This window comes from Pseudomonas sp. FG6 (assembly GCF_057809015.1).
This window is the reverse complement of the sequence record NZ_JBMDJD010000001.1, coordinates 103,584-124,494: the sequence shown is the minus strand read 5'-3', so window position 1 is coordinate 124,494 and position 20,911 is coordinate 103,584. Positions and strand designations below refer to the sequence as shown.

The window sequence follows — 20,911 nt, the reverse complement described above, 5'->3', positions numbered from 1 at the left end:
GATGGTCACCTTGCAACACGCCGAAGAGTTATCCACAGGTGCCCGTCAGCTCGGCGTCAGCCTGACCGAAGCCCAGCACGCGCAGCTGCTGGGTTACCTGGCGCTGTTGATCAAATGGAACAAGGCCTACAACCTGACGGCGGTGCGCGATCCGGATGAAATGGTTTCCCGCCATTTGCTCGACAGTCTCAGCGTGATGTCCTTCATCGAAGACGGTCGCTGGCTGGACGTCGGCAGTGGCGGCGGCATGCCGGGAATCCCGCTGGCCATCCTGTTTCCAGGCTCGCAAGTGACTTGCCTGGACAGCAACGGCAAGAAAACCCGTTTCCTCACCCAGGTCAAACTCGAACTCCAGCTGGATAACCTGCAAGTTATCCACAGCCGCGTCGAAGCGTTCCAGCCTGCACAGCCGTTCAACGGGATCATCTCCCGGGCGTTCAGCAGCATGGAAAACTTCAGCAACTGGACTCGCCACCTGGGCGACGCCGATACACGTTGGCTGGCAATGAAGGGCGTTCATCCGGCCGATGAGCTGGTAGCATTGCCGCCAGACTTCCACCTCGATAGCGAACACGCCCTGGCCGTACCCGGTTGCCAAGGCCAACGCCATCTGCTGATACTGCGCCGCACGGCATGATTGGGAACACAAGCAAGAATGGCTAAGGTATTCGCGATAGCGAACCAGAAGGGTGGTGTGGGCAAGACCACCACCTGCATCAACCTCGCAGCATCGCTGGTCGCGACCAAGCGACGCGTGCTGCTGATCGATCTTGATCCACAGGGCAACGCCACCATGGGTAGCGGTGTGGATAAACATGGCCTGGAGAACTCCATCTACGATGTGCTGATCGGTGAGTGCGATCTGGCCCAGGCCATGCACTTCTCCGAGCACGGCGGTTATCAACTGCTGCCGGCCAACCGTGACCTGACGGCGGCTGAAGTGGTGCTGTTGGAAATGCAGATGAAGGAAAGCCGTCTGCGCAGCGCCTTGGCGCCGATCCGCGAGAACTACGACTACATCCTGATCGACTGCCCGCCGTCGCTGTCGATGCTGACCCTCAATGCCTTGGTGGCCGCCGATGGGGTCATTATCCCCATGCAGTGCGAGTACTTCGCCCTGGAAGGGTTGAGCGACCTTGTGGATAACATCAAGCGCATCGCCGAATTGCTGAACCCGGACCTGAAGGTCGAAGGCCTGCTGCGGACCATGTATGACCCGCGCCTGAGCCTGATGAACGATGTGTCGGCCCAGCTCAAGGAACACTTTGGCGAGCAGCTCTACGACACGGTCATCCCGCGCAACATCCGCCTGGCTGAAGCGCCGAGCTACGGCATGCCGGCCCTGGCCTACGATAAACAATCCCGTGGTGCGCTGGCCTATCTGGCCCTGGCGGGCGAGATGGTTCGTCGTCAGCGCCGTAACCCCCGCATCGCTGCCGCCCAGCCAACTTAAGGAAACCCCATGGCCGTCAAGAAACGTGGTCTCGGACGTGGACTGGATGCGCTGCTCAGCGGTCCGACTGTCAGCGCGCTGGAAGAAGCGGCCGTGCAGGCCGATCAGCGCGAGTTGCAACACCTGCCCCTGGACCTGATCCAGCGCGGCAAGTACCAGCCGCGCCGGGACATGGATCCGCAGGCGCTGGAAGAGCTGGCCCAGTCAATCAAGACCCAGGGCGTCATGCAACCGATCGTGGTGCGTTCGATCGGCAGCGGGCGTTTCGAGATCATTGCCGGTGAACGCCGCTGGCGTGCCAGCCAGCAGGCCGGCCAGGAAACCATTCCTGCGATGGTTCGCGATGTGCCGGATGAAACCGCCATCGCCATGGCGTTGATCGAGAATATCCAGCGCGAAGACCTCAACCCGATCGAGGAAGCGGTCGCCCTGCAGCGCTTGCAGCAGGAATTTCAGCTGACCCAGCAACAGGTTGCCGAGGCGGTGGGCAAGTCCCGCGTGACCGTGGCCAACCTGTTGCGCCTGATTGCCTTGCCTGAGGTCATCAAGACCATGCTGTCCCATGGCGACCTGGAAATGGGTCATGCGCGGGCATTGCTGGGTTTGCCGGAAAATCAACAAGTTGAAGGGGCGCGACATGTTGTCGCACGAGGCCTCACCGTGCGCCAGACCGAGGCACTGGTTCGCCAGTGGCTGAACGGTAAACCGGCACCTGTCGAAGCCCCAAAAACCGACCCGGATATCGCCCGCCTCGAACAGCGCCTGGCCGAGCGCCTGGGCTCTGCGGTGCAGATTCGCCACGGAAAGAAGGGCAAGGGGAAATTGGTCATTGGTTACAATTCCCTCGATGAGCTGCAAGGTGTCCTTGCACACATTCGCTGAAACAATTGCTCTTGTAGCGCGCAGTCGGAAATCACTACCCGGCAGTTGAATAGGGGCAAAACCGCCCCTATACTCTGCGCGCATTTTGTCGGCACAAATTATGCCAAGTTATTGAATTATGGCGGCCGACTATTGGAGAGCAAAAGCGATGGAAACCCGCACGCCAAACCGCTTGCCGTTCCATCGTCTGGCAGTTTTCCCGGTGTTGATGGCCCAATTGGCCGTTGTACTGATCGCCACGTTGGCGCTCTGGCAATGGAAAGGAGTCGTCGCCGGATACTCAGGTCTTTGCGGAGGCCTGATAGCCTTGCTCCCCAATGTTTACTTTGCTCACAGGGCCTTTCGGTTTTCCGGCGCCCGAGCAGCCCAAGCCATCGTCCGGTCTTTTTATGCCGGCGAGGCGGGGAAACTGATTTTGACGGCAGTGCTGTTTGCGCTGACGTTTGCAGGTGTGAAGCCATTGGCGCCGCTGGCTGTATTCGGCGTCTTCGTGCTGACCCAACTGGTCAGCTGGTTCGCTCCCCTGCTAATGAGAACAAGACTTTCGAGACCTTAGGGCGTTTGAGGCAACCATGGCAGAGACAACCGCTTCGGGCTATATCCAGCACCACTTGCAGAACCTGACCTTCGGTCAGCTACCCAACGGCGGCTGGGGCTTTGCCCACTCCGCTGCAGAAGCCAAGGCAATGGGCTTCTGGGCTTTCCACGTCGATACCCTCGGCTGGTCGATCGCACTGGGCCTGATCTTCGTGTTTCTTTTCCGCATGGCGGCAAAGAAAGCCACTTCCGGCCAGCCGGGCGCACTGCAGAACTTCGTTGAAGTGCTGGTCGAGTTCGTCGATGGCAGCGTGAAGGACAGCTTCCACGGCCGTAGTCCGGTGATTGCACCGCTGGCCCTGACCATTTTCGTCTGGGTGTTCCTGATGAACGCCGTCGACCTGGTACCGGTCGACTGGATTCCTCAGTTGGCCATCCTCATCACCGGTGACCACCACATCCCGTTCCGCGCCGTGTCGACCACCGACCCGAACGCGACCCTGGGCATGGCGTTCTCGGTCTTCGCACTGATCATTTTCTATAGCATCAAGGTCAAGGGCATCGGCGGCTTCATCGGCGAACTGACCCTGCACCCGTTCGGCAGCAAGAACATCCTGGTTCAAGCCCTGCTGATCCCGGTGAACTTCCTGCTGGAATTCGTGACCCTGATCGCCAAACCGATCTCTCTGGCCCTGCGTCTGTTCGGCAACATGTATGCCGGCGAGCTGGTGTTCATCCTGATCGCTGTCATGTTCGGCAGCGGCCTGCTCTGGCTCAGCGGCCTGGGCGTTGTACTGCAGTGGGCGTGGGCTGTGTTCCACATCCTGATCATCACCCTGCAGGCGTTCATCTTCATGATGCTGACCATCGTCTACCTGTCGATGGCGCACGAAGAAAACCATTAAGACCAGTCTCGACTAGTCTGATGTCCTTCCCGGTGAAACGGGAAGGAGCCCGAACAGGGCTGCTGAAACGATTTGTTTTACCGCTTTAATCTAAAAACCTAAACCATACGACGTAAAAGTCGGGAGGAAAGATGGAAACTGTAGTTGGTCTAACCGCTATCGCTGTTGCACTGTTGATCGGCCTGGGCGCACTGGGTACCGCAATTGGTTTCGGCCTGCTGGGCGGCAAGTTCCTGGAAGGCGCTGCGCGTCAACCAGAAATGGTTCCAATGCTGCAAGTTAAGATGTTCATCGTGGCCGGTCTGCTCGACGCCGTAACCATGATCGGTGTTGGTATCGCTCTGTTCTTCACCTTTGCGAACCCGTTCGTTGGTCAAATCGCTGGCTAATTACTCGGATCTCTCGAGTAGATTGGTGTGATGGACAACGTAACTGCGAGGTGTTGGCGTGAACATTAATGCGACCCTGATTGGCCAGTCCGTTGCGTTCCTGATTTTTGTACTGTTCTGCATGAAGTGCGTATGGCCTCCGGTCATCGCAGCACTGCACGAACGTCAAAAGAAGATCGCTGATGGTCTGGACGCTGCCAGCCGTGCAGCTCGCGACCTGGAGTTGGCCCATGAGAAAGTGGGTCAGCAACTGCGCGAAGCGAAAGCTCAGGCAGCTGAAATCATCGAGCAAGCCAAGAAACGCGGTACCCAGATTGTCGACGAAGCCCGTGAACAGGCTCGCGTCGAAGCTGACCGTGTGAAGGCTCAGGCTCAAGCCGAGATCGAACAGGAACTCAACAGTGTCAAAGACGCGCTGCGTGCCCAAGTGGGTAGCCTGGCCGTTGGCGGTGCTTCGAAGATCCTGGGTGCCACAATCGATCAAAACGCGCACGCAGAGCTGGTTAACCAACTGGCTGCTGAAATCTAAGCGAGGGCGATCATGGCAGAACTGACCACGTTGGCCCGACCTTACGCTAAGGCGGCCTTCGAGCACGCTCAGGCCCACCAGCAACTGGCCAATTGGTCAGCCATGCTCGGCCTGGCAGCAGCGGTGTCGCAAGACGACACCATGCAGCGCGTGCTCAAGGCCCCGCGACTGACGAGCGCAGAAAAGGCCGCCACGTTCATTGACGTGTGCGGCGACAAGTTCGATGCCAAGGCACAGAATTTCATCCACGTCGTTGCCGAAAACGACCGTCTCCCGCTCCTGCCGGAGATCGCCGCGCTTTTCGACCTGTACAAGGCCGAACAAGAGAAGTCGGTAGACGTGGAAGTCACCAGTGCTTTTGCATTGAACCAAGAACAGCAAGACAAACTCGCCAAGGTTCTCAGTGCACGACTCAACCGGGAAGTGCGCCTGCAAGTCGAGGAAGACAAGTCCCTCATTGGGGGCGTTGTCATCCGCGCCGGCGACCTGGTTATCGATGGCTCGATTCGCGGCAAAATCGCGAAACTTGCCGAAGCATTGAAATCTTGAGTTTGAAGGGGCAGCAGAGCAATGCAGCAACTCAATCCTTCCGAAATAAGTGAAATTATCAAGGGCCGCATCGAAAAGCTCGATGTGACCTCCCAAGCCCGTAACGAAGGCACTGTCGTCAGCGTATCTGACGGTATCGTGCGGATTCACGGTCTGGCCGACGTCATGTACGGCGAAATGATCGAGTTTCCGGGCGGCGTCTACGGTATGGCCCTCAACCTGGAGCAAGACTCCGTAGGTGCCGTGGTACTGGGCGCCTACACGTCTCTGGCTGAAGGCATGAGCGCCAAGTGCACCGGCCGCATCCTCGAAGTTCCTGTTGGTAAGGAACTGCTGGGTCGCGTAGTCGACGCACTGGGTAACCCTGTTGACGGCAAAGGTCCGCTGAACAACACCGAGACCGACGCGGTCGAGAAAGTTGCTCCAGGCGTGATCTGGCGTAAGTCGGTAGACCAGCCTGTACAGACTGGCTACAAGGCTGTCGATGCCATGATCCCAGTCGGCCGTGGCCAGCGTGAGCTGATCATCGGTGACCGTCAGATCGGTAAGACCGCTCTGGCGATCGACGCGATCATCAACCAGAAAAACAGCGGTATCTTCTGCGTCTACGTGGCAATCGGTCAGAAACAATCGACCATCGCCAACGTGGTTCGCAAGCTGGAAGAAAACGGTGCACTGGCTAACACCATCATCGTTGCCGCCAGCGCCTCCGAATCGGCTGCGCTGCAGTTCCTGGCACCGTACTCCGGTTGCACCATGGGCGAATACTTCCGCGACCGCGGTGAAGACGCGCTGATCGTTTATGACGATCTGTCCAAGCAAGCAGTGGCCTACCGCCAGATTTCCCTGCTGCTGCGCCGTCCACCAGGACGTGAAGCTTACCCAGGCGACGTGTTCTATCTCCACTCCCGTCTGCTGGAGCGCGCATCCCGCGTTTCGGAAGAGTACGTAGAGAAGTTCACCAACGGCGCAGTGACTGGCAAGACCGGTTCCCTGACCGCACTGCCGATCATCGAAACCCAGGCTGGCGACGTTTCCGCGTTCGTTCCGACCAACGTGATCTCCATCACCGACGGTCAGATCTTCCTGGAATCGGCCATGTTCAACTCGGGCATCCGTCCTGCTGTGAACGCCGGTGTTTCGGTATCCCGTGTGGGTGGTGCCGCTCAGACCAAGATCATCAAGAAGCTGTCCGGTGGTATCCGTACCGCCCTGGCCCAGTACCGTGAACTGGCGGCATTCGCCCAGTTCGCTTCTGACCTGGACGAAGCGACCCGTAAGCAACTTGAGCATGGTCAGCGCGTTACCGAGCTGATGAAGCAGAAGCAATACGCGCCTATGTCGATCGCCGACATGTCGCTGTCGCTGTATGCCGCTGAGCGTGGGTTCCTGACTGACATTGAAATCACCAAGATCGGCAGCTTCGAACAAGCGCTGATTGCTTTCTTCAACCGCGATCACGCCGATTTGATGGCCAAGATCAACGTGAAAGGTGACTTCAATGACGAAATCGACGCTGGCCTCAAAGCCGGTATCGAGAAGTTCAAGGCCACCCAAACCTGGTAAGCCGCAGCGGGAGCCGCAAGGCTCCCGCTTGCTAACCTGATAGGTGTTACATGGCAGGCGCAAAAGAGATTCGCAGTAAGATTGCGAGCATCAAAAGCACGCAAAAGATTACCAGCGCCATGGAAAAAGTGGCGGTCAGCAAAATGCGCAAGGCACAAATGCGCATGGCTGCTAGCCGTCCTTATGCGGAGCGCATCCGCCAGGTGATTGGTCATCTGGCCAACGCCAACCCGGAATATCGCCACCCGTTCATGATCGACCGCGCCGTCAAGCGCGTCGGTTACGTTGTGGTGAGCAGTGACCGTGGTCTGTGCGGTGGCTTGAACACCAACCTGTTCAAGGCCCTGGTCAAGGACATGGCGGTAAACCGCGAACAAGGCGTCGAGATCGATCTGTGTGTGGTAGGTAGCAAGGGTGCGGCTTTCTTCCGCAACTTCGGCGGTAACGTCGTCGCCGCTATCAGCCACCTGGGTGAAGAACCGTCGATCAATGACCTGATCGGCAGCGTCAAGGTGATGCTGGATGCTTACCTGGAAGGCCGGATCGACCGCCTGTCCGTGGTATCCAACAAGTTCATCAACACCATGACGCAACAGCCGACCGTGGAGCAGTTGATTCCACTGGTGGCGACCCCGGAACAGGAACTCAAGCACCACTGGGACTATCTCTACGAACCGGATGCCAAGGAGCTGCTCGACGGCTTGATGGTCCGCTACGTGGAGTCGCAGGTCTACCAGGCGGTGGTCGAGAACAACGCAGCCGAACAGGCCGCGCGGATGATCGCGATGAAGAACGCTACCGACAACGCCGGTGATTTGATCAGCGATTTGCAGCTGATCTACAACAAGGCGCGTCAGGCTGCGATCACCCAAGAGATCTCGGAAATCGTCGGCGGCGCTGCCGCGGTTTAACGGTTCAAATATTCAGAGGATCCAGCTATGAGTAGCGGACGTATCGTTCAAATCATCGGCGCCGTTATCGACGTGGAATTTCCACGCGACAGCGTACCGAGCATCTACGACGCCTTGAAGGTTCAAGGCGCCGAAACCACCCTGGAAGTTCAGCAGCAGCTGGGCGACGGCGTGGTTCGTACCATTGCGATGGGCTCCACCGAGGGCTTGAAGCGCGGTCTGGACGTCAACAACACTGGCGCAGCCATCTCCGTACCGGTCGGTAAAGCGACCCTGGGCCGGATCATGGACGTACTGGGCAACCCGATCGACGAAGCTGGCCCGATCGGCGAAGAAGAGCGTTGGGGCATTCACCGTCCTGCGCCGTCCTTCGCTGAACAAGCCGGTGGCAACGACCTCCTGGAAACCGGCATCAAGGTTATCGACCTGGTTTGCCCGTTCGCCAAGGGCGGTAAAGTCGGTCTGTTCGGTGGTGCCGGTGTAGGCAAGACCGTAAACATGATGGAACTGATCCGTAACATCGCCATCGAGCACAGCGGTTATTCCGTGTTCGCCGGTGTGGGTGAGCGTACTCGTGAGGGTAACGACTTCTACCACGAGATGAAGGATTCCAACGTTCTGGACAAAGTGGCACTGGTCTACGGCCAGATGAACGAGCCGCCGGGAAACCGTCTGCGCGTAGCCCTGACCGGCCTGACCATGGCCGAGAAGTTCCGTGACGAAGGTAACGACGTTCTGCTGTTCGTCGACAACATCTACCGTTACACCCTGGCCGGTACCGAAGTATCCGCACTGCTGGGCCGTATGCCTTCGGCAGTAGGCTACCAGCCGACCCTGGCTGAAGAGATGGGCGTTCTGCAAGAGCGTATCACTTCGACCAAGCAAGGCTCGATCACCTCGATCCAAGCGGTATACGTACCAGCGGACGACTTGACCGACCCGTCGCCAGCGACCACCTTCGCCCACTTGGACGCCACCGTCGTACTGTCCCGTGACATCGCTTCCCTGGGTATCTACCCAGCGGTAGATCCACTGGACTCGACTTCGCGCCAGCTGGACCCGAACGTGATCGGTACCGAGCACTACGAAACCGCTCGCGGCGTTCAGTACGTGCTGCAGCGCTACAAAGAGCTGAAGGACATCATTGCGATCCTGGGTATGGACGAGCTGTCGGAAACCGACAAGCAGTTGGTAGCCCGCGCTCGTAAGATCCAGCGCTTCTTGTCGCAGCCGTTCTTCGTGGCTGAAGTCTTCACCGGTGCCTCGGGTAAATACGTTTCCCTGAAAGACACCATTGCTGGCTTCAAAGGCATCCTCAACGGTGACTACGACCACCTGCCAGAACAAGCGTTCTACATGGTTGGCGGCATCGAAGAAGCGATCGAGAAAGCCAAGAAACTGTAATCCCGGCGCCCGGCAACGGGCGCTAATTTAGGTTGAGGCAATCAGATGGCTATGACAGTCCATTGCGATATCGTCAGTGCGGAAGGAGAGATCTTCTCCGGTCTGGTCGAGTTTGTGGTTGCGCACGGTGACCTGGGTGATCTGGGTATCACCATGGGCCACGCACCGCTGATCACTAGCTTGAAGCCAGGTCCGATTACTCTGACCAAGCAGGGCGGGGACAAGGAGGTGTTCTACATCTCCGGCGGTTTCCTCGAGGTTCAGCCGAACATGGTCAAGGTCCTTGCCGACACCGTGCAACGTGCTGCCGACCTGGACGAAGCCTCCGCTCAGGAAGCCGTCAAGGCTGCTGAGAAGGCCTTGCACGAGCGCGGTGCCGAGTTCGACTACGGTTCTGCTGCTGCACGTCTGGCCGAGGCTGCAGCCCAGCTGCGCACCGTCCAGCAGATCCGCAAGAAGTTCGGCGGCTAAGCCGTCTGCTTTCTGTGCGATTGATTAAAAAGGGTAGCCTCGGCTACCCTTTTTTCTTTTCCCCGTCACTCATCATCTGGTCACAGCCGCTGACCACCCAGGATTGGTAGCCAGTCATGTCTCTTGAAATCGTTATCCTCGCGGCCGGTCAAGGCACGCGCATGCGTTCGGCGCTGCCCAAGGTGCTACACCCGGTCGCCGGTAATTCCATGCTCGGGCATGTTATCCACAGCGCTCGTCAACTTGATCCACAGCGCATTCACGTGGTGATTGGTCACGGTGCCGATGCGGTTCGCGAGCGCCTGGCGGCCGATGATCTGAATTTCGTCCTGCAGGACAAACAGCTGGGCACCGGTCACGCAGTCGCCCAGGCCGTGCCGTTCATCACGGCCAAGACGGTGTTGATTCTCTACGGCGATGTGCCTCTGATCGAAGTCGAGACCCTGCAGCGCCTGCTCAAGCAAGCCGCTCCGCAGCAGTTGGGCCTGTTGACCGTCGAACTCGACGACCCCACCGGTTATGGCCGCATCGTGCGCAACGCCGAGGGTCAGGTGGTGGCCATCGTCGAGCAGAAGGACGCCAACGACGCCCAGCGCGCCATCACCGAAGGCAACACCGGGATTCTGGCCGTACCGGCTGGGCGCCTGGGTGATTGGATGAGTCGTCTGTCCAACAACAATGCCCAAGGCGAGTATTACCTGACCGACGTGATCGCCATGGCAGTGGCGGATGGCTTGGTCGTGGCCACCGAGCAACCGCTGGATGCCATGGAAGTGCAGGGCGCCAATGACCGCCGGCAACTGGCTGAACTCGAGCGCCACTATCAACTGCGCGCCGCCCGCCGGTTGATGGCCCAAGGCGTGACCCTGCGTGACCCGGCACGTTTCGACGTGCGCGGTGAGGTCAGCGTGGGCCGCGATGTGATCATCGACATCAACGTTATCCTTGAAGGCAAAGTCGTGATCGAGGATGACGTGGTCATCGGCCCGAATTGCGTGATCAAGGACAGTACCTTGCGCAAAGGCGCGGTGATCAAGGCCAATACTCACCTCGAAGGCGCGGTGCTGGGTGAAGGCAGCGACGCCGGTCCGTTCGCCCGCTTGCGACCAGGAACCGTCCTGGAGGCCAAGGCCCATGTGGGTAACTTCGTCGAGCTCAAGAACGCCCACTTGGGCGAGGGCGCCAAGGCCGGTCACCTGACTTACCTGGGAGATGCCGAGGTCGGTGCCCGCACGAACATTGGTGCCGGCACCATCACCTGCAACTACGACGGCGCCAACAAATGGAAAACCGTGTTGGGCGAGGATGTGTTCATCGGTTCGAACAACTCCCTGGTGGCGCCTGTGGATATCTCCAGCGGTGCGACCACGGCAGCCGGATCAACCATCACCCAGTCTGTGGATAACGGTCAGTTGGCGGTAGGGCGTGCTCGTCAGAAGAATATCGACGGCTGGAAGCGCCCGGTGAAAATCAAGAAGCCCTAAAAGTTATCCACAATCCCTTTTTGTGGGAGCGGGCTTGCTCGCGAAAGCGGTGTGTCAGGTAAAGCAATATTGCCTGGTCAGGCGCCTTCGCGAGCAAGCCCGCTCCCACATTTGTTTTGTGTGATTTCTGAATTTTTCTCTACGCGCCTTGACGATATCGCCTCAATAGGTTTTGATTGCTTACGTTATCTTTCGAATCGAAACTTATTTCATCATGTCGAAGCGCAACACACCGCAACGCCGTCACAACATCCTTGCCTTGCTCCAGGAGCAGGGCGAGGTCAGTGTGGACGAGCTGGCCAAGCGCTTCGAAACCTCGGAAGTTACGATTCGTAAAGACCTCGCCGCCTTGGAAACCAATGGCTTGCTGTTGCGTCGCTACGGCGGTGCCGTACCCATGCCCCAAGAGTTGGTGGCTGATAACGGGCAAACTGTCTCCAAGTACAAGCAAGCCATTGCCCGGGCCGCCGTCCAGCGGATCCGCGAACATGCGCGCATCATCATCGACAGCGGCAGCACCACGGCGGCCATGATCCCCCAACTCGGCCAGCAGCCGGGACTGGTGGTCATGACCAATTCCCTGCACGTGGCCAATGCCTTGAGCGAGCTGGAGCACGAACCGGTGCTGTTGATGACCGGCGGCACCTGGGACCCGCATTCCGAATCTTTCCAGGGCCAGGTCGCCGAACAGGTCCTGCGCTCCTACGATTTCGACCAGTTGTTCATCGGCGCCGACGGCATCGACCTGGTCCGTGGTACCACCACCTTCAACGAATTGCTGGGCCTTAGCCGTGTAATGGCAGAGGTTGCCCGTGAAGTGATCGTGATGGTGGAGGCCGACAAGATCGGCCGCAAAATCCCCAACCTGGAACTGCCGTGGAGCAGCGTCCATACCCTCATTACCGATGATCGCCTGCCCGTAGAGGCCCGCGACCAGATTCAGGCCCGCGGTATCACCGTGATCTGCGCGCCTGTCAGCCAGGAGAAATAACATGTGTGGCATTGTTGGCGCCGTTGCTGAACGCAATATCACTGCAATCTTGCTCGAAGGCCTCAAGCGCCTGGAATACCGCGGCTATGACAGCGCTGGCGTGGCGGTGTTTACCAACGACGCGAAGCTTGAGCGCATGCGTCGTCCAGGCAAGGTCAGCGAGTTGGAACAGGCACTGGATGCCGAGCCACTCGTCGGCCGCCTGGGCATCGCCCACACGCGCTGGGCCACCCACGGTGCGCCGTGCGAGCGTAACGCCCACCCGCATTTCTCCGGCGACCTGGCGGTGGTGCACAACGGCATCATCGAAAACCACGACGCCCTGCGTGACCAGCTCAAGGCACTCGGTTATGTGTTCACCTCGGACACCGACACCGAAGTCATCGCCCACCTGCTCAATCACAAGCTCAAGGACCTGGCCGACCTGACCGTGGCCCTCAAGGCGACCGTCAAGGAACTGCACGGCGCCTATGGCCTGGCGGTCATCAGCGCCAAGCAGCCCGATCGCCTGGTGGCGGCCCGCAGCGGCAGCCCGTTGGTGATTGGCCTGGGCCTGGGGGAAAACTTCCTGGCGTCCGACCAATTGGCGCTGCGTCAGGTCACGGACCGCTTCATGTACCTGGAAGAAGGCGACATCGCCGAAATTCGTCGCGACAGCGTGCAGATCTGGGACCTCGCCGGCAAAGCCGTCGAGCGTGAAACCGTCCAGTACCGTGACGGTGCCGAAGCCGCCGACAAGGGCGAGTTCCGTCACTTCATGCTCAAGGAGATCCACGAACAACCGGCCGTGGTGCAACGTACCCTGGAAGGGCGCATGAGCCAGAGCCAGGTGTTGGTCCAGGCGTTCGGGCCACAGGCGGCCGAGCTGTTCGCCAAGGTGCGCAACGTGCAGATCGTGGCCTGCGGCACCAGCTATCACGCCGGCATGGTGGCTCGTTACTGGCTGGAAGAACTGGCCGGGATTCCGTGCCAGGTTGAAGTCGCCAGTGAGTTCCGTTACCGCAAGGTGGTGGTGCAGCCCGACACCCTGTTCGTGACCATTTCCCAGTCGGGCGAAACCGCTGACACCCTGGCGGCGCTGCGCAACGCCAAGGAACTGGGTTTCCTCGCCAGCCTGGCGATTTGCAACGTCGGCATCAGCTCGCTGGTGCGCGAGTCCGACCTGACCCTGCTGACCCAAGCCGGCCGCGAGATCGGCGTGGCCTCGACCAAGGCGTTCACCACGCAACTGGTGGGCCTGCTGTTGCTGACCCTGTCCCTGGGCCAAGTGCGTGGCACCCTGGCCGAAGGCGTCGAGGCCACGCTGGTGGAAGAACTGCGTCGCCTGCCGACCCGCCTGGGCGAAGCCTTGGCGATGGACAGCACCGTGGAAAAAATCGCCGAGCTGTTCGCCGAGAAAAACCACACCCTGTTCCTGGGCCGTGGCGCGCAGTTCCCGGTGGCGATGGAAGGGGCCTTGAAGCTCAAGGAAATCTCCTACATCCACGCCGAAGCCTACCCGGCCGGTGAACTCAAGCACGGCCCGCTGGCGCTTGTGGATAACGACATGCCAGTGGTCACCGTGGCGCCGAACAACGAACTGCTGGAAAAGCTCAAGTCCAACCTGCAGGAAGTGCGAGCCCGTGGCGGCCAGTTGATCGTCTTCGCCGACGAGAAAGCCGGCATGACCAACGGCGAAGGTACCCACGTGGTGCACATGCCGCACATCCACGACATCCTGTCGCCGATCCTCTACACCCTCCCGTTGCAGTTGCTGTCGTACTACGTGGCGGTGCTCAAGGGCACTGACGTGGACCAGCCGCGGAATTTGGCGAAGTCCGTGACGGTGGAGTGAGACTAACGGTTGTTCATTTGTCCGTTGGTTTTCGGGATGAATGTGCTGCGTTCGCGACGGGCGAGCGTGGCGTCGACAACGCTACGGCGGTAGGCGCGCAGCGTGCAGCCGTAGTTCTGCCCACATCGCTTTCGTCATCCTGACTGGAGTTTTGGGGACCTTATCAAAGACCTTGAAAGGGCTGGCTGTAAGAGTGAATAGCCTTGAACGCCAAAGATTCAATCCAAAAACAGCGTAGACGCTAAAAGAAACGCTGCATCAATCACTTACCTCAAATTCTTGATCAAACGCCCCGGTAAATTTTTGTGCCGGGGTGGGTAAGCGAGTGGTCGAAACAGGGCCGCCATTGAGGTTAAGCGCGGTTTTGTTAAAGAGCATGCAAACCGGTTGGTAAATCGTTTCTCTGCAAGCCAGTTCCACACTCTATTAAAACTTCGATCGCCCGTGAGCTTTAGTGGGTAATGTCTTACAGCTGCCGGTGGCTTTGTATTACGTTAAAGTGAGTTTGGTGTTTGTTGCTCTCTAACTGTCCGGGCCTGCCTTGATAAAAGGGGCAGCGGCCAACACGATTAGTTGCTACGCTGTGCCCGTCGTTGAAGTGTTGCGAGGTATATCACCGCTCGGTGACGACCGTATGACAGCCGGGACATCAGTCGGCTTTGGTCGTAGAGGTCGTTGATACGGCCTGCTTTTCGTCCTCTTTCGATCCTCACAAAATTTTCATTCTTTTTTGTTTATAAGCCTCTGCCAATACAAGAAAAACCTTGCCATCAAGCAGAGTGATTCATGGAAGTGACCTTTCTTTGTGGCGGTTATGCCGGGTTGGCTCAGCCAGCCCACGTCATGGGGACAGGTAAACAAGGACGAGCCGTATGAAAATACTAATAACCGGCGTAGCAGGTTTTATCGGGTTCCATACTGCCAGGCGTCTATGCAGCGATGGCCACCAGGTTGTTGGTATCGATAACCTCAACAACTACTACAGCGTTGAACTGAAACAGGATCGGCTTGCGCAGTTGGCTGCATGCCGAAACTTCCAGTTCAAGTTGCTGGACGTGGCAGACAAACAAGCGCTGCTGGCGTTATTCGCTGAAAACAGGTTCGAGCAAGTCATTCACTTGGCCGCCCAAGCCGGTGTGCGCTATTCCATCGACCACCCGGACACTTACGCGCAAAGCAACCTGGTGGGATTCCTTAATGTATTGGAAGCCTGCCGCGCGCAACTACCCGCGCACTTGATTTACGCCTCAAGCAGTTCGGTGTACGGATTGAACGATCACTTGCCGTATGCCACGACCGACGCTGTCGATCGGCCGATGTCGTTCTATGCCGCCACCAAGCGCGCCAATGAACTGATGGCCCACTCCTACTCGCATCTCTACGGTATTCCCACGACCGGCCTGCGTTTTTTTACCGTGTACGGGCCTTGGGGTCGACCTGACATGGCGTTGTTCAAGTTCACTGACGCGATCCTTAAAGGTCGCCCAATTGACGTGTACAACGACGGCGCGATGTCTCGGGATTTCACCTATATCGACGACATCGTCGAGGGTCTTGTGCGGCTGATACCGCTGCCTCCTACCGATGAGACCGGCGCGCCAAACAAGGTCTACAACATCGGCTTTGGCGCACCGCTCAAGCTTCTTGAGTTTATCGAGTGCATTGAAGAGGCGCTGGGAACCCGCGCCGTAAAAAATTTCATGCCGTTGCAGTCAGGCGACGTCCTGAACACCTGGGCGGACACTCGTGAGCTGGAGGACCGCGTGGGGTTTCGCCCGCAGGTCTCAGTGGCTGCCGGCGTGCAGTCCTTTGTCGCCTGGTACCGCAATTATTATGGCGTCTAGCCACTCACTTCGCGTTTTATCTACGGAAACGTCATGCAAGAAACTCCTTATGTGTCGGTCCTGATCCCGGCAAAAAACGAAGCAGGCAATCTCATTCCACTGCTTGAAGAAGTGCGTGCTGCGCTGGCCAATGAGAACTTTGAAGTCATCGTGGTAGACGATGGGAGTACCGACGCCACCGCCAGCGAATTGCGAACCCTGCAAAGTAGCGGCTACAAGCAATTGCGGGTGCTCAGTCATGCACGCTCCCTGGGGCAAAGCACCTCGATTTACCACGCTGCCGAATTGGCGCGCGGGCATTGGCTGGCAACGCTGGATGGCGACGGACAGAACGATCCGGCCGATCTGCCGAAAATGCTCGACCTGGTACGTGGCTCGGAAGACAAGCCTGGAGGCGTAAAACTGGTGGCGGGTCACCGCGTAAACCGCCGGGACACGGCGAGCAAACGCTGGGCATCGCGATTTGCCAACAACCTGCGCAGCAGGCTGCTGCAAGACCAGACCCCCGATACCGGATGCGGTATCAAATTGATCGAACGCGCGGCGTTTTTGCGCCTGCCCTATTTCGATCACATGCACCGCTTTATCCCTGCACTGATCCGTCGCCACAACGGCCGAATGCTGGTTCAGCCGGTGAATCACCGTGAGCGTGGAGCCGGGGTCTCCAACTACGGAAACCTCGACCGGGCCCTCGTGGGCATTGTGGATTTATTCGGGGTGTGGTGGCTGATAAAACGCACTCGCCTGGAAGTCAGCGCACAAGAGTCCGAGGTTTGACATGGGTAGAGAATCTTTGTGGCTGGCCATTGGTTTCGTGGGGCAATTGGCATTCACCGGGCGGTTTGTCCTGCAGTGGCTGTACAGCGAATACAAGAAACGCAGCGTGATCCCTGTCGCCTTCTGGTACTTGAGCATCGTCGGCAGTGCGCTGTTGCTGGCCTACGCCATCTACCGCGAAGACCCGGTATTTATTGTCGGCCAGTCCTTCGGTTTCATCGTGTACCTGCGCAATTTGCAGTTGATCGCCAAGCATCGTGAACAGAAAAACCTCGAAATGGATAACAAGGACTGAGACGGTGCGGATACGACTATCTTCTTCGCGGTTGGAGCTTTTGGCTCTTGTGGTGTTGACGCTGGTCATGGTGGGCGCCGGTATTGGCTGGCGCCAGCCGTTGAATGTCGATGAAGAGCGCTTTCTCGGTGTAGCCTTGGAAATGCTGCAGAACGGTTCGTGGTTTATCCCGCATCGCGCTGGCGAAATTTACGCGGATAAACCCCCGCTTTTCATGTGGGCCGTGGCGCTGTTCGTGCAGCTTACCCACCTGCCCAAAGTAGCCCTGTACCTGCCAGCGTTGTTGGCGGGTGCCGTGACTACGGCCTGCTTGTATGACCTGGGCCGTCGCTTGTGGGGGCGGCGTGTAGGTGTAATTGCAGCGATATTGTTTCTCGCCACCTACCAGACCTACAGCATTTTACGGACGGGGCAGATCGATGGTTTTCTGGCCCTTTGGATCATTCTGGGGATCTATGGCCTATGCCGGCATCTATTGCTCGGTCCGGCGTGGCGTTGGTACTACGTAGCCTGTGCTGCCATGGGATTTGGAATCATCAGCAAGGGCGTGGGCTTTCTGCCGGTATTGATGCTGATCCCTTACGCCTACGCGGTGCGCAAAGGCTGGAAAGGCGTGGTGCCCATGCCGGGCAAGGCGGGGGCCTGGTGGCTGGGGCTGCCGGTGGCGTTGGCAGCCATTGCGGTCTGGCTGGGACCTCTGGTGGTGATCGTACTGCAGGGCAGTGCCGATAGCCTGGCTTATGCCCAGGAAATATTGCTCAAGCAAACCGCTGGCCGTTACGCCAACGCTTGGGACCACCGCGAACCCTTTTGGTATTTCTTCTCCAAGGTAATCCCGAAATATTGGGTGCCGATTTTTTTCATGCTCCCGTGGCTGGTGCCCGCCTGGCGCAAGCAACTGGCCAAGCACGACGGTCGAGTGCTGGTGCTGCTGGCTTGGGTGGTGTTGGTGCTGGTGTTTTTCAGCCTGAGCAGTGGCAAACGCAAGCTGTATATCTTTCCTGCGTTGCCCGCCCTGATCCTGCTGGTGGCGCCACTCATTCCCTGGATGCTGCGGCGTTGGTTCAGCAAGCGCCCCAGGGGCAGGACGGTATTTGTTGCACTGACCGCGATGTGGTTGTGCGCGTGGTTGGTACGCGGCTTCATCGAGCCCCATAAAGAAGGGACTAACCCCCACGAAACCCTTATGCGTGACGTCGCGCGGCTGACCGGGAGCGCCGAGTTGGTGCTGGTTGGTTGGCGAGAGGGGCATTGGTTGTTCGCGCAGCAACCCGTTGTGCATTTTGGCTTTATGAACAACCGGGCCCTGGAACAATCAGCGCTGTGGCTTCGTGACCATCCACAAGCCTATGCGTTGGTGCCTGCGCAGGATTTATCGCGCTGTTACGACCCGCAAAAAGCTCGCCGTGTGGGTGATACCTCAAGGGCTGAGTGGTTCCTGGTTGGCGCTGAGGCGGACAACCATGATTGCCAGCCCCCCGCGCCAGACAAGATTTATCCCTTCGAATGGAAGCATTCCCTGTGAGAACCGGAGTTGTTCTATGACGATTGAATTGAATGTTCCCCTGACGGTGCCCAAAGCTGCGCGACGATATCGCCTGCGCTTTTCTATTCTGGCGTTGCTGCTGTTGGGCGTGCTTGGGGCGATTTCCGCCCGTTTCTACTGGCACCAGCAGTTGCTCCACTCTCTGCGGCAAACCTGGACCAGTGCCGATCAAGCGACTGGCCTGTGGTTGCCAGGCTTTATGCCTGATGTTGTGGCCAAGCCAATAACAGGCATTGACGAAGACCTCTCGGGGATCACCTACGACTACGACCATGACCGGTTGCTGGCTATTACCAACGGCGGGCTCATGCAAATTGTTGCTCTCGACCGCGCGGGCAATGTGCTTGAGCGCTATCTGCTCGAAGGTTTTGACGATACCGAAGGATTGGCCTACATGGGCAATGGTCGAGTCGTTGTCGCTGAAGAAGTTGATCAACGCCTGACATTCATCCAGATGCCCGAGAAGTCCGCGACCATTCGAAAGGGAGCAGAGCCATTCATCACCGTAGGAATCAACCTGAGCACAAAAAACAAGGGCTTTGAAGGGGTGACCTATGATCCTGTGACGGACCGTTTGTTTGTGATCAAGGAGCGCGATCCACGACAGCTCTATGAAATTGATGGCGTGTCGAAAAGCCTGAATGGAAACCTGTCCATCAACTTGATCGATCGAACTGATTGGGTGAACCGCGACTTTTTCGGACGTGACATCGCCGACGTTTACTACGATCCGGGCACTGGCCATCTAGTCATGCTCAGCGAGCAATCCAAATTATTGATTGAGCTGGATAAAGAAGGCCGATTTGTCAGCTACAAGAGCTTGCTCGAAGGTGTGAAGGATTTTTTCTCGCCCAAGACGGATCCGGAAGGCGTAACCATGGATGCACAAGGCAATTTGTATGTGGTGTCGGAGCCGAACTTGTTCTATTCGTTTACGCGCAAGCCGTGAAACCGACGAAAAAACAGTGATGAGCAGACTCACGCCACCTCGTGTGTCTTTTGGCAAGAAGTAGGGCGCGTATGAGTACAGAAAGTGAAGCATTACGGCCAATGCAAGCCGCGCGGCGTGCGCTGGATTGGCAAGCCTTCGGCGTGGCGGTATTGCTCCTGCTGCTGTTTTACTGGGGGCTGGGTAGTTTGCCGTTCATGAGCGTCAATGAAGCCCGGCGCGCGGTTACGACACGGGAAATGCACGAGGCTGGGCAATGGCTGCTGCCGTACATGAACGGCGAGCTGTACCTGTCCAAGCCGCCGCTGTTCTATTGGCTGGCCCTGGTCAGCACGTCACTGCTGGGCAGCCTGAGCGAGTGGAGCGTGCGCCTGCCTTCGGCGCTGTTTGCGACGCTGTGTTGCCTGACTTTGTATCGCCAGGCCAGTGCATTCGCTGGGCGACAAGTGGCGCTGCTGGCTGTGGTGTTCCTGGCGGCGAATGCCGGTTTCAGCCTGTTCGCTCGTCGGGCAGAAATCGAAATGCCTTTGACCGGATTGTGTCTGCTGGCACTGTTTTGTGCATGGCGCTTTCTGTTCGAGCAAGGCGCTCGCACCTGGGTCTGGCTCAGTTACGGGTTACTTGGCTGTGCCTTGCTGACCAAGGGGCCGGTCTGCCTGTTGTGGGTGACGGCACCGATCCTGGTCTACGCATTGATCAGTCGCGATCGTCTGGCCCGAGCTTTTCTGTGTGACGGCTGGGGCTGGTTGCTAGCGATACTGGTTGGGGCTTCCTGGTATCTGGCGGTGTCGATGCAGGAGGGCTGGGGCGTCTGGTCGGCCATCCTCAATGAAGACATTGTCAAGAAAATCAATGGCCAGGGGGCAGAAGCCTGGTACGCCTATCTGTTGTATCTGGCCGGGGATTTCTTTCCCTTCTGGCTGATATTACTGGTACGGCCGCGGCAACTGTGGCGCGCCATCTGCCTGAGCCCGCAGCTGACCCTGTTGCTGTGCTGCATTCTGGTACCGCTGCTGTTGTTCTCGCTGTTCACTGAAAAGCACGCCAAGTACCTGTTGCCAATCTACCCGGCCATCGCCCTGCTGTTGGCCTGGCACTGGAGTCAACTGCTGACCCAGGTCCGGCGGCCTTGGCAGCGCGGGTGTCTGCTCGTTATTCCGGCCGTGGTACTGGCGGGATACACGCTGTACTACCTGGGTCTTGAAGGGCGAGTGTTCGCCCACCGGATTGAAGGGCTTGCGCAGATCAAGACCGCCACCGACGCATACCCGAATGTCCCGGCCTACAGTTTGGGCGATGCGGACATTCGCCTGGTCTATTACATGGGGCGGCCTGTCAGTTCGATCAACGAGGCGCAGGCCAGCAGCGTTGCTTATGCGCCGGGCCTCCTGTTTGTCCAGGAGCCGCTGCCGACGTCGTTGCAAGCCCTGGCTCCTTGCACCCTGACGCGGGTCCAGTCGTACCTCAAACCCAAGCGTTCGGCCGTGCTGCTCGGACTGGGCTCTTTGTGCGCCAATCCGGGCCAGGTTCAATAACCCATGTTCCTGATCGATTTGACGAAGTTTTGCTAATGATTCGTGTGGATTTACATGGCC

At 58.3% G+C, this 20,911-nt stretch carries 21 protein-coding genes and 1 pseudogene; 21 read left to right on the top strand and 1 reads right to left on the bottom strand.

The window, feature by feature from the left end:
* The first annotated feature begins 1 nt into the window (after position 1).
* From rsmG to glmS, 15 genes are all read left to right on the top strand, one after another.
* Positions 2-637 carry a 16S rRNA (guanine(527)-N(7))-methyltransferase RsmG gene (gene rsmG / locus ACODSJ_RS00520; protein ID WP_489099999.1) on the top strand — a complete coding sequence of 212 codons (636 nt, stop codon included), beginning with the start codon at positions 2-4 and terminating at the stop codon, positions 635-637.
* 18 nt (positions 638-655) lie between these two features.
* Positions 656-1,453, top strand: a complete 798-nt coding sequence (locus tag ACODSJ_RS00515) for a ParA family protein (protein WP_260958362.1) — start codon at positions 656-658, stop codon at positions 1,451-1,453.
* 9 nt (positions 1,454-1,462) lie between these two features.
* A complete protein-coding gene (locus ACODSJ_RS00510) occupies positions 1,463-2,335 on the top strand; it encodes a ParB/RepB/Spo0J family partition protein (RefSeq protein WP_489099864.1) in 873 nt (290 codons plus the stop codon).
* Between the two features lie 148 nt (positions 2,336-2,483).
* Positions 2,484-2,891: a F0F1 ATP synthase subunit I gene (locus tag ACODSJ_RS00505; protein ID WP_489099863.1), complete on the top strand. Its 408-nt coding sequence runs from the start codon at positions 2,484-2,486 to the stop codon at positions 2,889-2,891.
* Positions 2,892-2,907: 16 nt separating this feature from the next.
* Positions 2,908-3,777, top strand: a complete 870-nt coding sequence (atpB, locus tag ACODSJ_RS00500; RefSeq protein WP_489099862.1) for a F0F1 ATP synthase subunit A — start codon at positions 2,908-2,910, stop codon at positions 3,775-3,777.
* 131 nt (positions 3,778-3,908) lie between these two features.
* Complete coding sequence (gene atpE, locus ACODSJ_RS00495; RefSeq protein WP_003097235.1) at positions 3,909-4,166, top strand: F0F1 ATP synthase subunit C; 258 nt, start codon at positions 3,909-3,911, stop codon at positions 4,164-4,166.
* A gap of 58 nt (positions 4,167-4,224) precedes the next feature.
* Positions 4,225-4,695 (top strand): F0F1 ATP synthase subunit B, encoded by a 471-nt coding sequence (locus ACODSJ_RS00490; RefSeq protein WP_260958366.1) that lies wholly within the window; start codon positions 4,225-4,227, stop codon positions 4,693-4,695.
* A 12-nt stretch (positions 4,696-4,707) separates the two neighbouring features.
* A complete protein-coding gene (locus ACODSJ_RS00485) occupies positions 4,708-5,244 on the top strand; it encodes a F0F1 ATP synthase subunit delta (protein ID WP_003187192.1) in 537 nt (178 codons plus the stop codon).
* Between the two features lie 21 nt (positions 5,245-5,265).
* Positions 5,266-6,810, top strand: a complete 1,545-nt coding sequence (gene atpA, locus ACODSJ_RS00480) for a F0F1 ATP synthase subunit alpha (protein ID WP_489099861.1) — start codon at positions 5,266-5,268, stop codon at positions 6,808-6,810.
* A 50-nt stretch (positions 6,811-6,860) separates the two neighbouring features.
* On the top strand, positions 6,861-7,721 hold the full coding sequence (gene atpG, locus ACODSJ_RS00475) for a F0F1 ATP synthase subunit gamma (RefSeq protein ID WP_030139034.1): 861 nt from the start codon (positions 6,861-6,863) through the stop codon (positions 7,719-7,721).
* Positions 7,722-7,748: 27 nt separating this feature from the next.
* Entirely contained in the window at positions 7,749-9,125 is a 1,377-nt protein-coding gene (gene atpD / locus ACODSJ_RS00470; RefSeq protein WP_042727805.1) for a F0F1 ATP synthase subunit beta, read from the top strand.
* A 45-nt stretch (positions 9,126-9,170) separates the two neighbouring features.
* A complete protein-coding gene (locus ACODSJ_RS00465) occupies positions 9,171-9,596 on the top strand; it encodes a F0F1 ATP synthase subunit epsilon (protein ID WP_260958370.1) in 426 nt (141 codons plus the stop codon).
* A gap of 116 nt (positions 9,597-9,712) precedes the next feature.
* Positions 9,713-11,080 (top strand): bifunctional UDP-N-acetylglucosamine diphosphorylase/glucosamine-1-phosphate N-acetyltransferase GlmU, encoded by a 1,368-nt coding sequence (glmU, locus tag ACODSJ_RS00460; RefSeq protein WP_489099860.1) that lies wholly within the window; start codon positions 9,713-9,715, stop codon positions 11,078-11,080.
* A 211-nt stretch (positions 11,081-11,291) separates the two neighbouring features.
* A complete protein-coding gene (locus ACODSJ_RS00455; RefSeq protein ID WP_489099998.1) occupies positions 11,292-12,071 on the top strand; it encodes a DeoR/GlpR family DNA-binding transcription regulator in 780 nt (259 codons plus the stop codon).
* A 1-nt stretch (position 12,072) separates the two neighbouring features.
* Positions 12,073-13,905, top strand: a complete 1,833-nt coding sequence (gene glmS, locus ACODSJ_RS00450) for a glutamine--fructose-6-phosphate transaminase (isomerizing) (RefSeq protein WP_489099859.1) — start codon at positions 12,073-12,075, stop codon at positions 13,903-13,905.
* Positions 13,906-13,937: 32 nt separating this feature from the next.
* Here glmS and ACODSJ_RS00445 read toward each other — a convergent pair.
* Positions 13,938-14,021, bottom strand: a pseudogene (locus ACODSJ_RS00445) (hypothetical protein); the annotation flags it as partial.
* A 756-nt stretch (positions 14,022-14,777) separates the two neighbouring features.
* Between ACODSJ_RS00445 and ACODSJ_RS00440 the strand changes: the two are divergent.
* The 6 genes from ACODSJ_RS00440 to ACODSJ_RS00415 all read left to right on the top strand — a co-directional run bounded on the left by ACODSJ_RS00440 (position 14,778) and on the right by ACODSJ_RS00415 (position 20,851).
* A complete protein-coding gene (locus ACODSJ_RS00440; RefSeq protein ID WP_489099858.1) occupies positions 14,778-15,749 on the top strand; it encodes an NAD-dependent epimerase in 972 nt (323 codons plus the stop codon).
* Positions 15,750-15,782: 33 nt separating this feature from the next.
* Positions 15,783-16,526 carry a glycosyltransferase family 2 protein gene (locus ACODSJ_RS00435; RefSeq protein ID WP_489099857.1) on the top strand — a complete coding sequence of 248 codons (744 nt, stop codon included), beginning with the start codon at positions 15,783-15,785 and terminating at the stop codon, positions 16,524-16,526.
* Between the two features lies 1 nt (position 16,527).
* Complete coding sequence (locus ACODSJ_RS00430) at positions 16,528-16,821, top strand: lipid-A-disaccharide synthase N-terminal domain-containing protein (protein WP_489099856.1); 294 nt, start codon at positions 16,528-16,530, stop codon at positions 16,819-16,821.
* Between the two features lie 67 nt (positions 16,822-16,888).
* On the top strand, positions 16,889-18,346 hold the full coding sequence (locus ACODSJ_RS00425; RefSeq protein ID WP_489099997.1) for an ArnT family glycosyltransferase: 1,458 nt from the start codon (positions 16,889-16,891) through the stop codon (positions 18,344-18,346).
* 16 nt (positions 18,347-18,362) lie between these two features.
* Positions 18,363-19,316: an SdiA-regulated domain-containing protein gene (locus tag ACODSJ_RS00420; protein ID WP_489099855.1), complete on the top strand. Its 954-nt coding sequence runs from the start codon at positions 18,363-18,365 to the stop codon at positions 19,314-19,316.
* Positions 19,317-19,387: 71 nt separating this feature from the next.
* A complete protein-coding gene (locus ACODSJ_RS00415) occupies positions 19,388-20,851 on the top strand; it encodes an ArnT family glycosyltransferase (RefSeq protein WP_489099854.1) in 1,464 nt (487 codons plus the stop codon).
* The last annotated feature ends 60 nt before the right edge of the window (positions 20,852-20,911 follow it).

Coding starts and splice junctions, on each gene's coding strand:
- rsmG (WP_489099999.1), top strand. CDS start 2: ATGGTCACCTTGCAACACGCCGAAGAGTTATCCACAGGTGCCCGTCAG.
- ACODSJ_RS00515 (WP_260958362.1), top strand. CDS start 656: ATGGCTAAGGTATTCGCGATAGCGAACCAGAAGGGTGGTGTGGGCAAG.
- ACODSJ_RS00510 (WP_489099864.1), top strand. CDS start 1,463: ATGGCCGTCAAGAAACGTGGTCTCGGACGTGGACTGGATGCGCTGCTC.
- ACODSJ_RS00505 (WP_489099863.1), top strand. CDS start 2,484: ATGGAAACCCGCACGCCAAACCGCTTGCCGTTCCATCGTCTGGCAGTT.
- atpB (WP_489099862.1), top strand. CDS start 2,908: ATGGCAGAGACAACCGCTTCGGGCTATATCCAGCACCACTTGCAGAAC.
- atpE (WP_003097235.1), top strand. CDS start 3,909: ATGGAAACTGTAGTTGGTCTAACCGCTATCGCTGTTGCACTGTTGATC.
- ACODSJ_RS00485 (WP_003187192.1), top strand. CDS start 4,708: ATGGCAGAACTGACCACGTTGGCCCGACCTTACGCTAAGGCGGCCTTC.
- atpA (WP_489099861.1), top strand. CDS start 5,266: ATGCAGCAACTCAATCCTTCCGAAATAAGTGAAATTATCAAGGGCCGC.
- atpG (WP_030139034.1), top strand. CDS start 6,861: ATGGCAGGCGCAAAAGAGATTCGCAGTAAGATTGCGAGCATCAAAAGC.
- atpD (WP_042727805.1), top strand. CDS start 7,749: ATGAGTAGCGGACGTATCGTTCAAATCATCGGCGCCGTTATCGACGTG.
- ACODSJ_RS00465 (WP_260958370.1), top strand. CDS start 9,171: ATGGCTATGACAGTCCATTGCGATATCGTCAGTGCGGAAGGAGAGATC.
- glmU (WP_489099860.1), top strand. CDS start 9,713: ATGTCTCTTGAAATCGTTATCCTCGCGGCCGGTCAAGGCACGCGCATG.
- glmS (WP_489099859.1), top strand. CDS start 12,073: ATGTGTGGCATTGTTGGCGCCGTTGCTGAACGCAATATCACTGCAATC.
- ACODSJ_RS00440 (WP_489099858.1), top strand. CDS start 14,778: ATGAAAATACTAATAACCGGCGTAGCAGGTTTTATCGGGTTCCATACT.
- ACODSJ_RS00435 (WP_489099857.1), top strand. CDS start 15,783: ATGCAAGAAACTCCTTATGTGTCGGTCCTGATCCCGGCAAAAAACGAA.
- ACODSJ_RS00430 (WP_489099856.1), top strand. CDS start 16,528: ATGGGTAGAGAATCTTTGTGGCTGGCCATTGGTTTCGTGGGGCAATTG.
- ACODSJ_RS00425 (WP_489099997.1), top strand. CDS start 16,889: ATGGTGGGCGCCGGTATTGGCTGGCGCCAGCCGTTGAATGTCGATGAA.
- ACODSJ_RS00420 (WP_489099855.1), top strand. CDS start 18,363: ATGACGATTGAATTGAATGTTCCCCTGACGGTGCCCAAAGCTGCGCGA.
- ACODSJ_RS00415 (WP_489099854.1), top strand. CDS start 19,388: ATGAGTACAGAAAGTGAAGCATTACGGCCAATGCAAGCCGCGCGGCGT.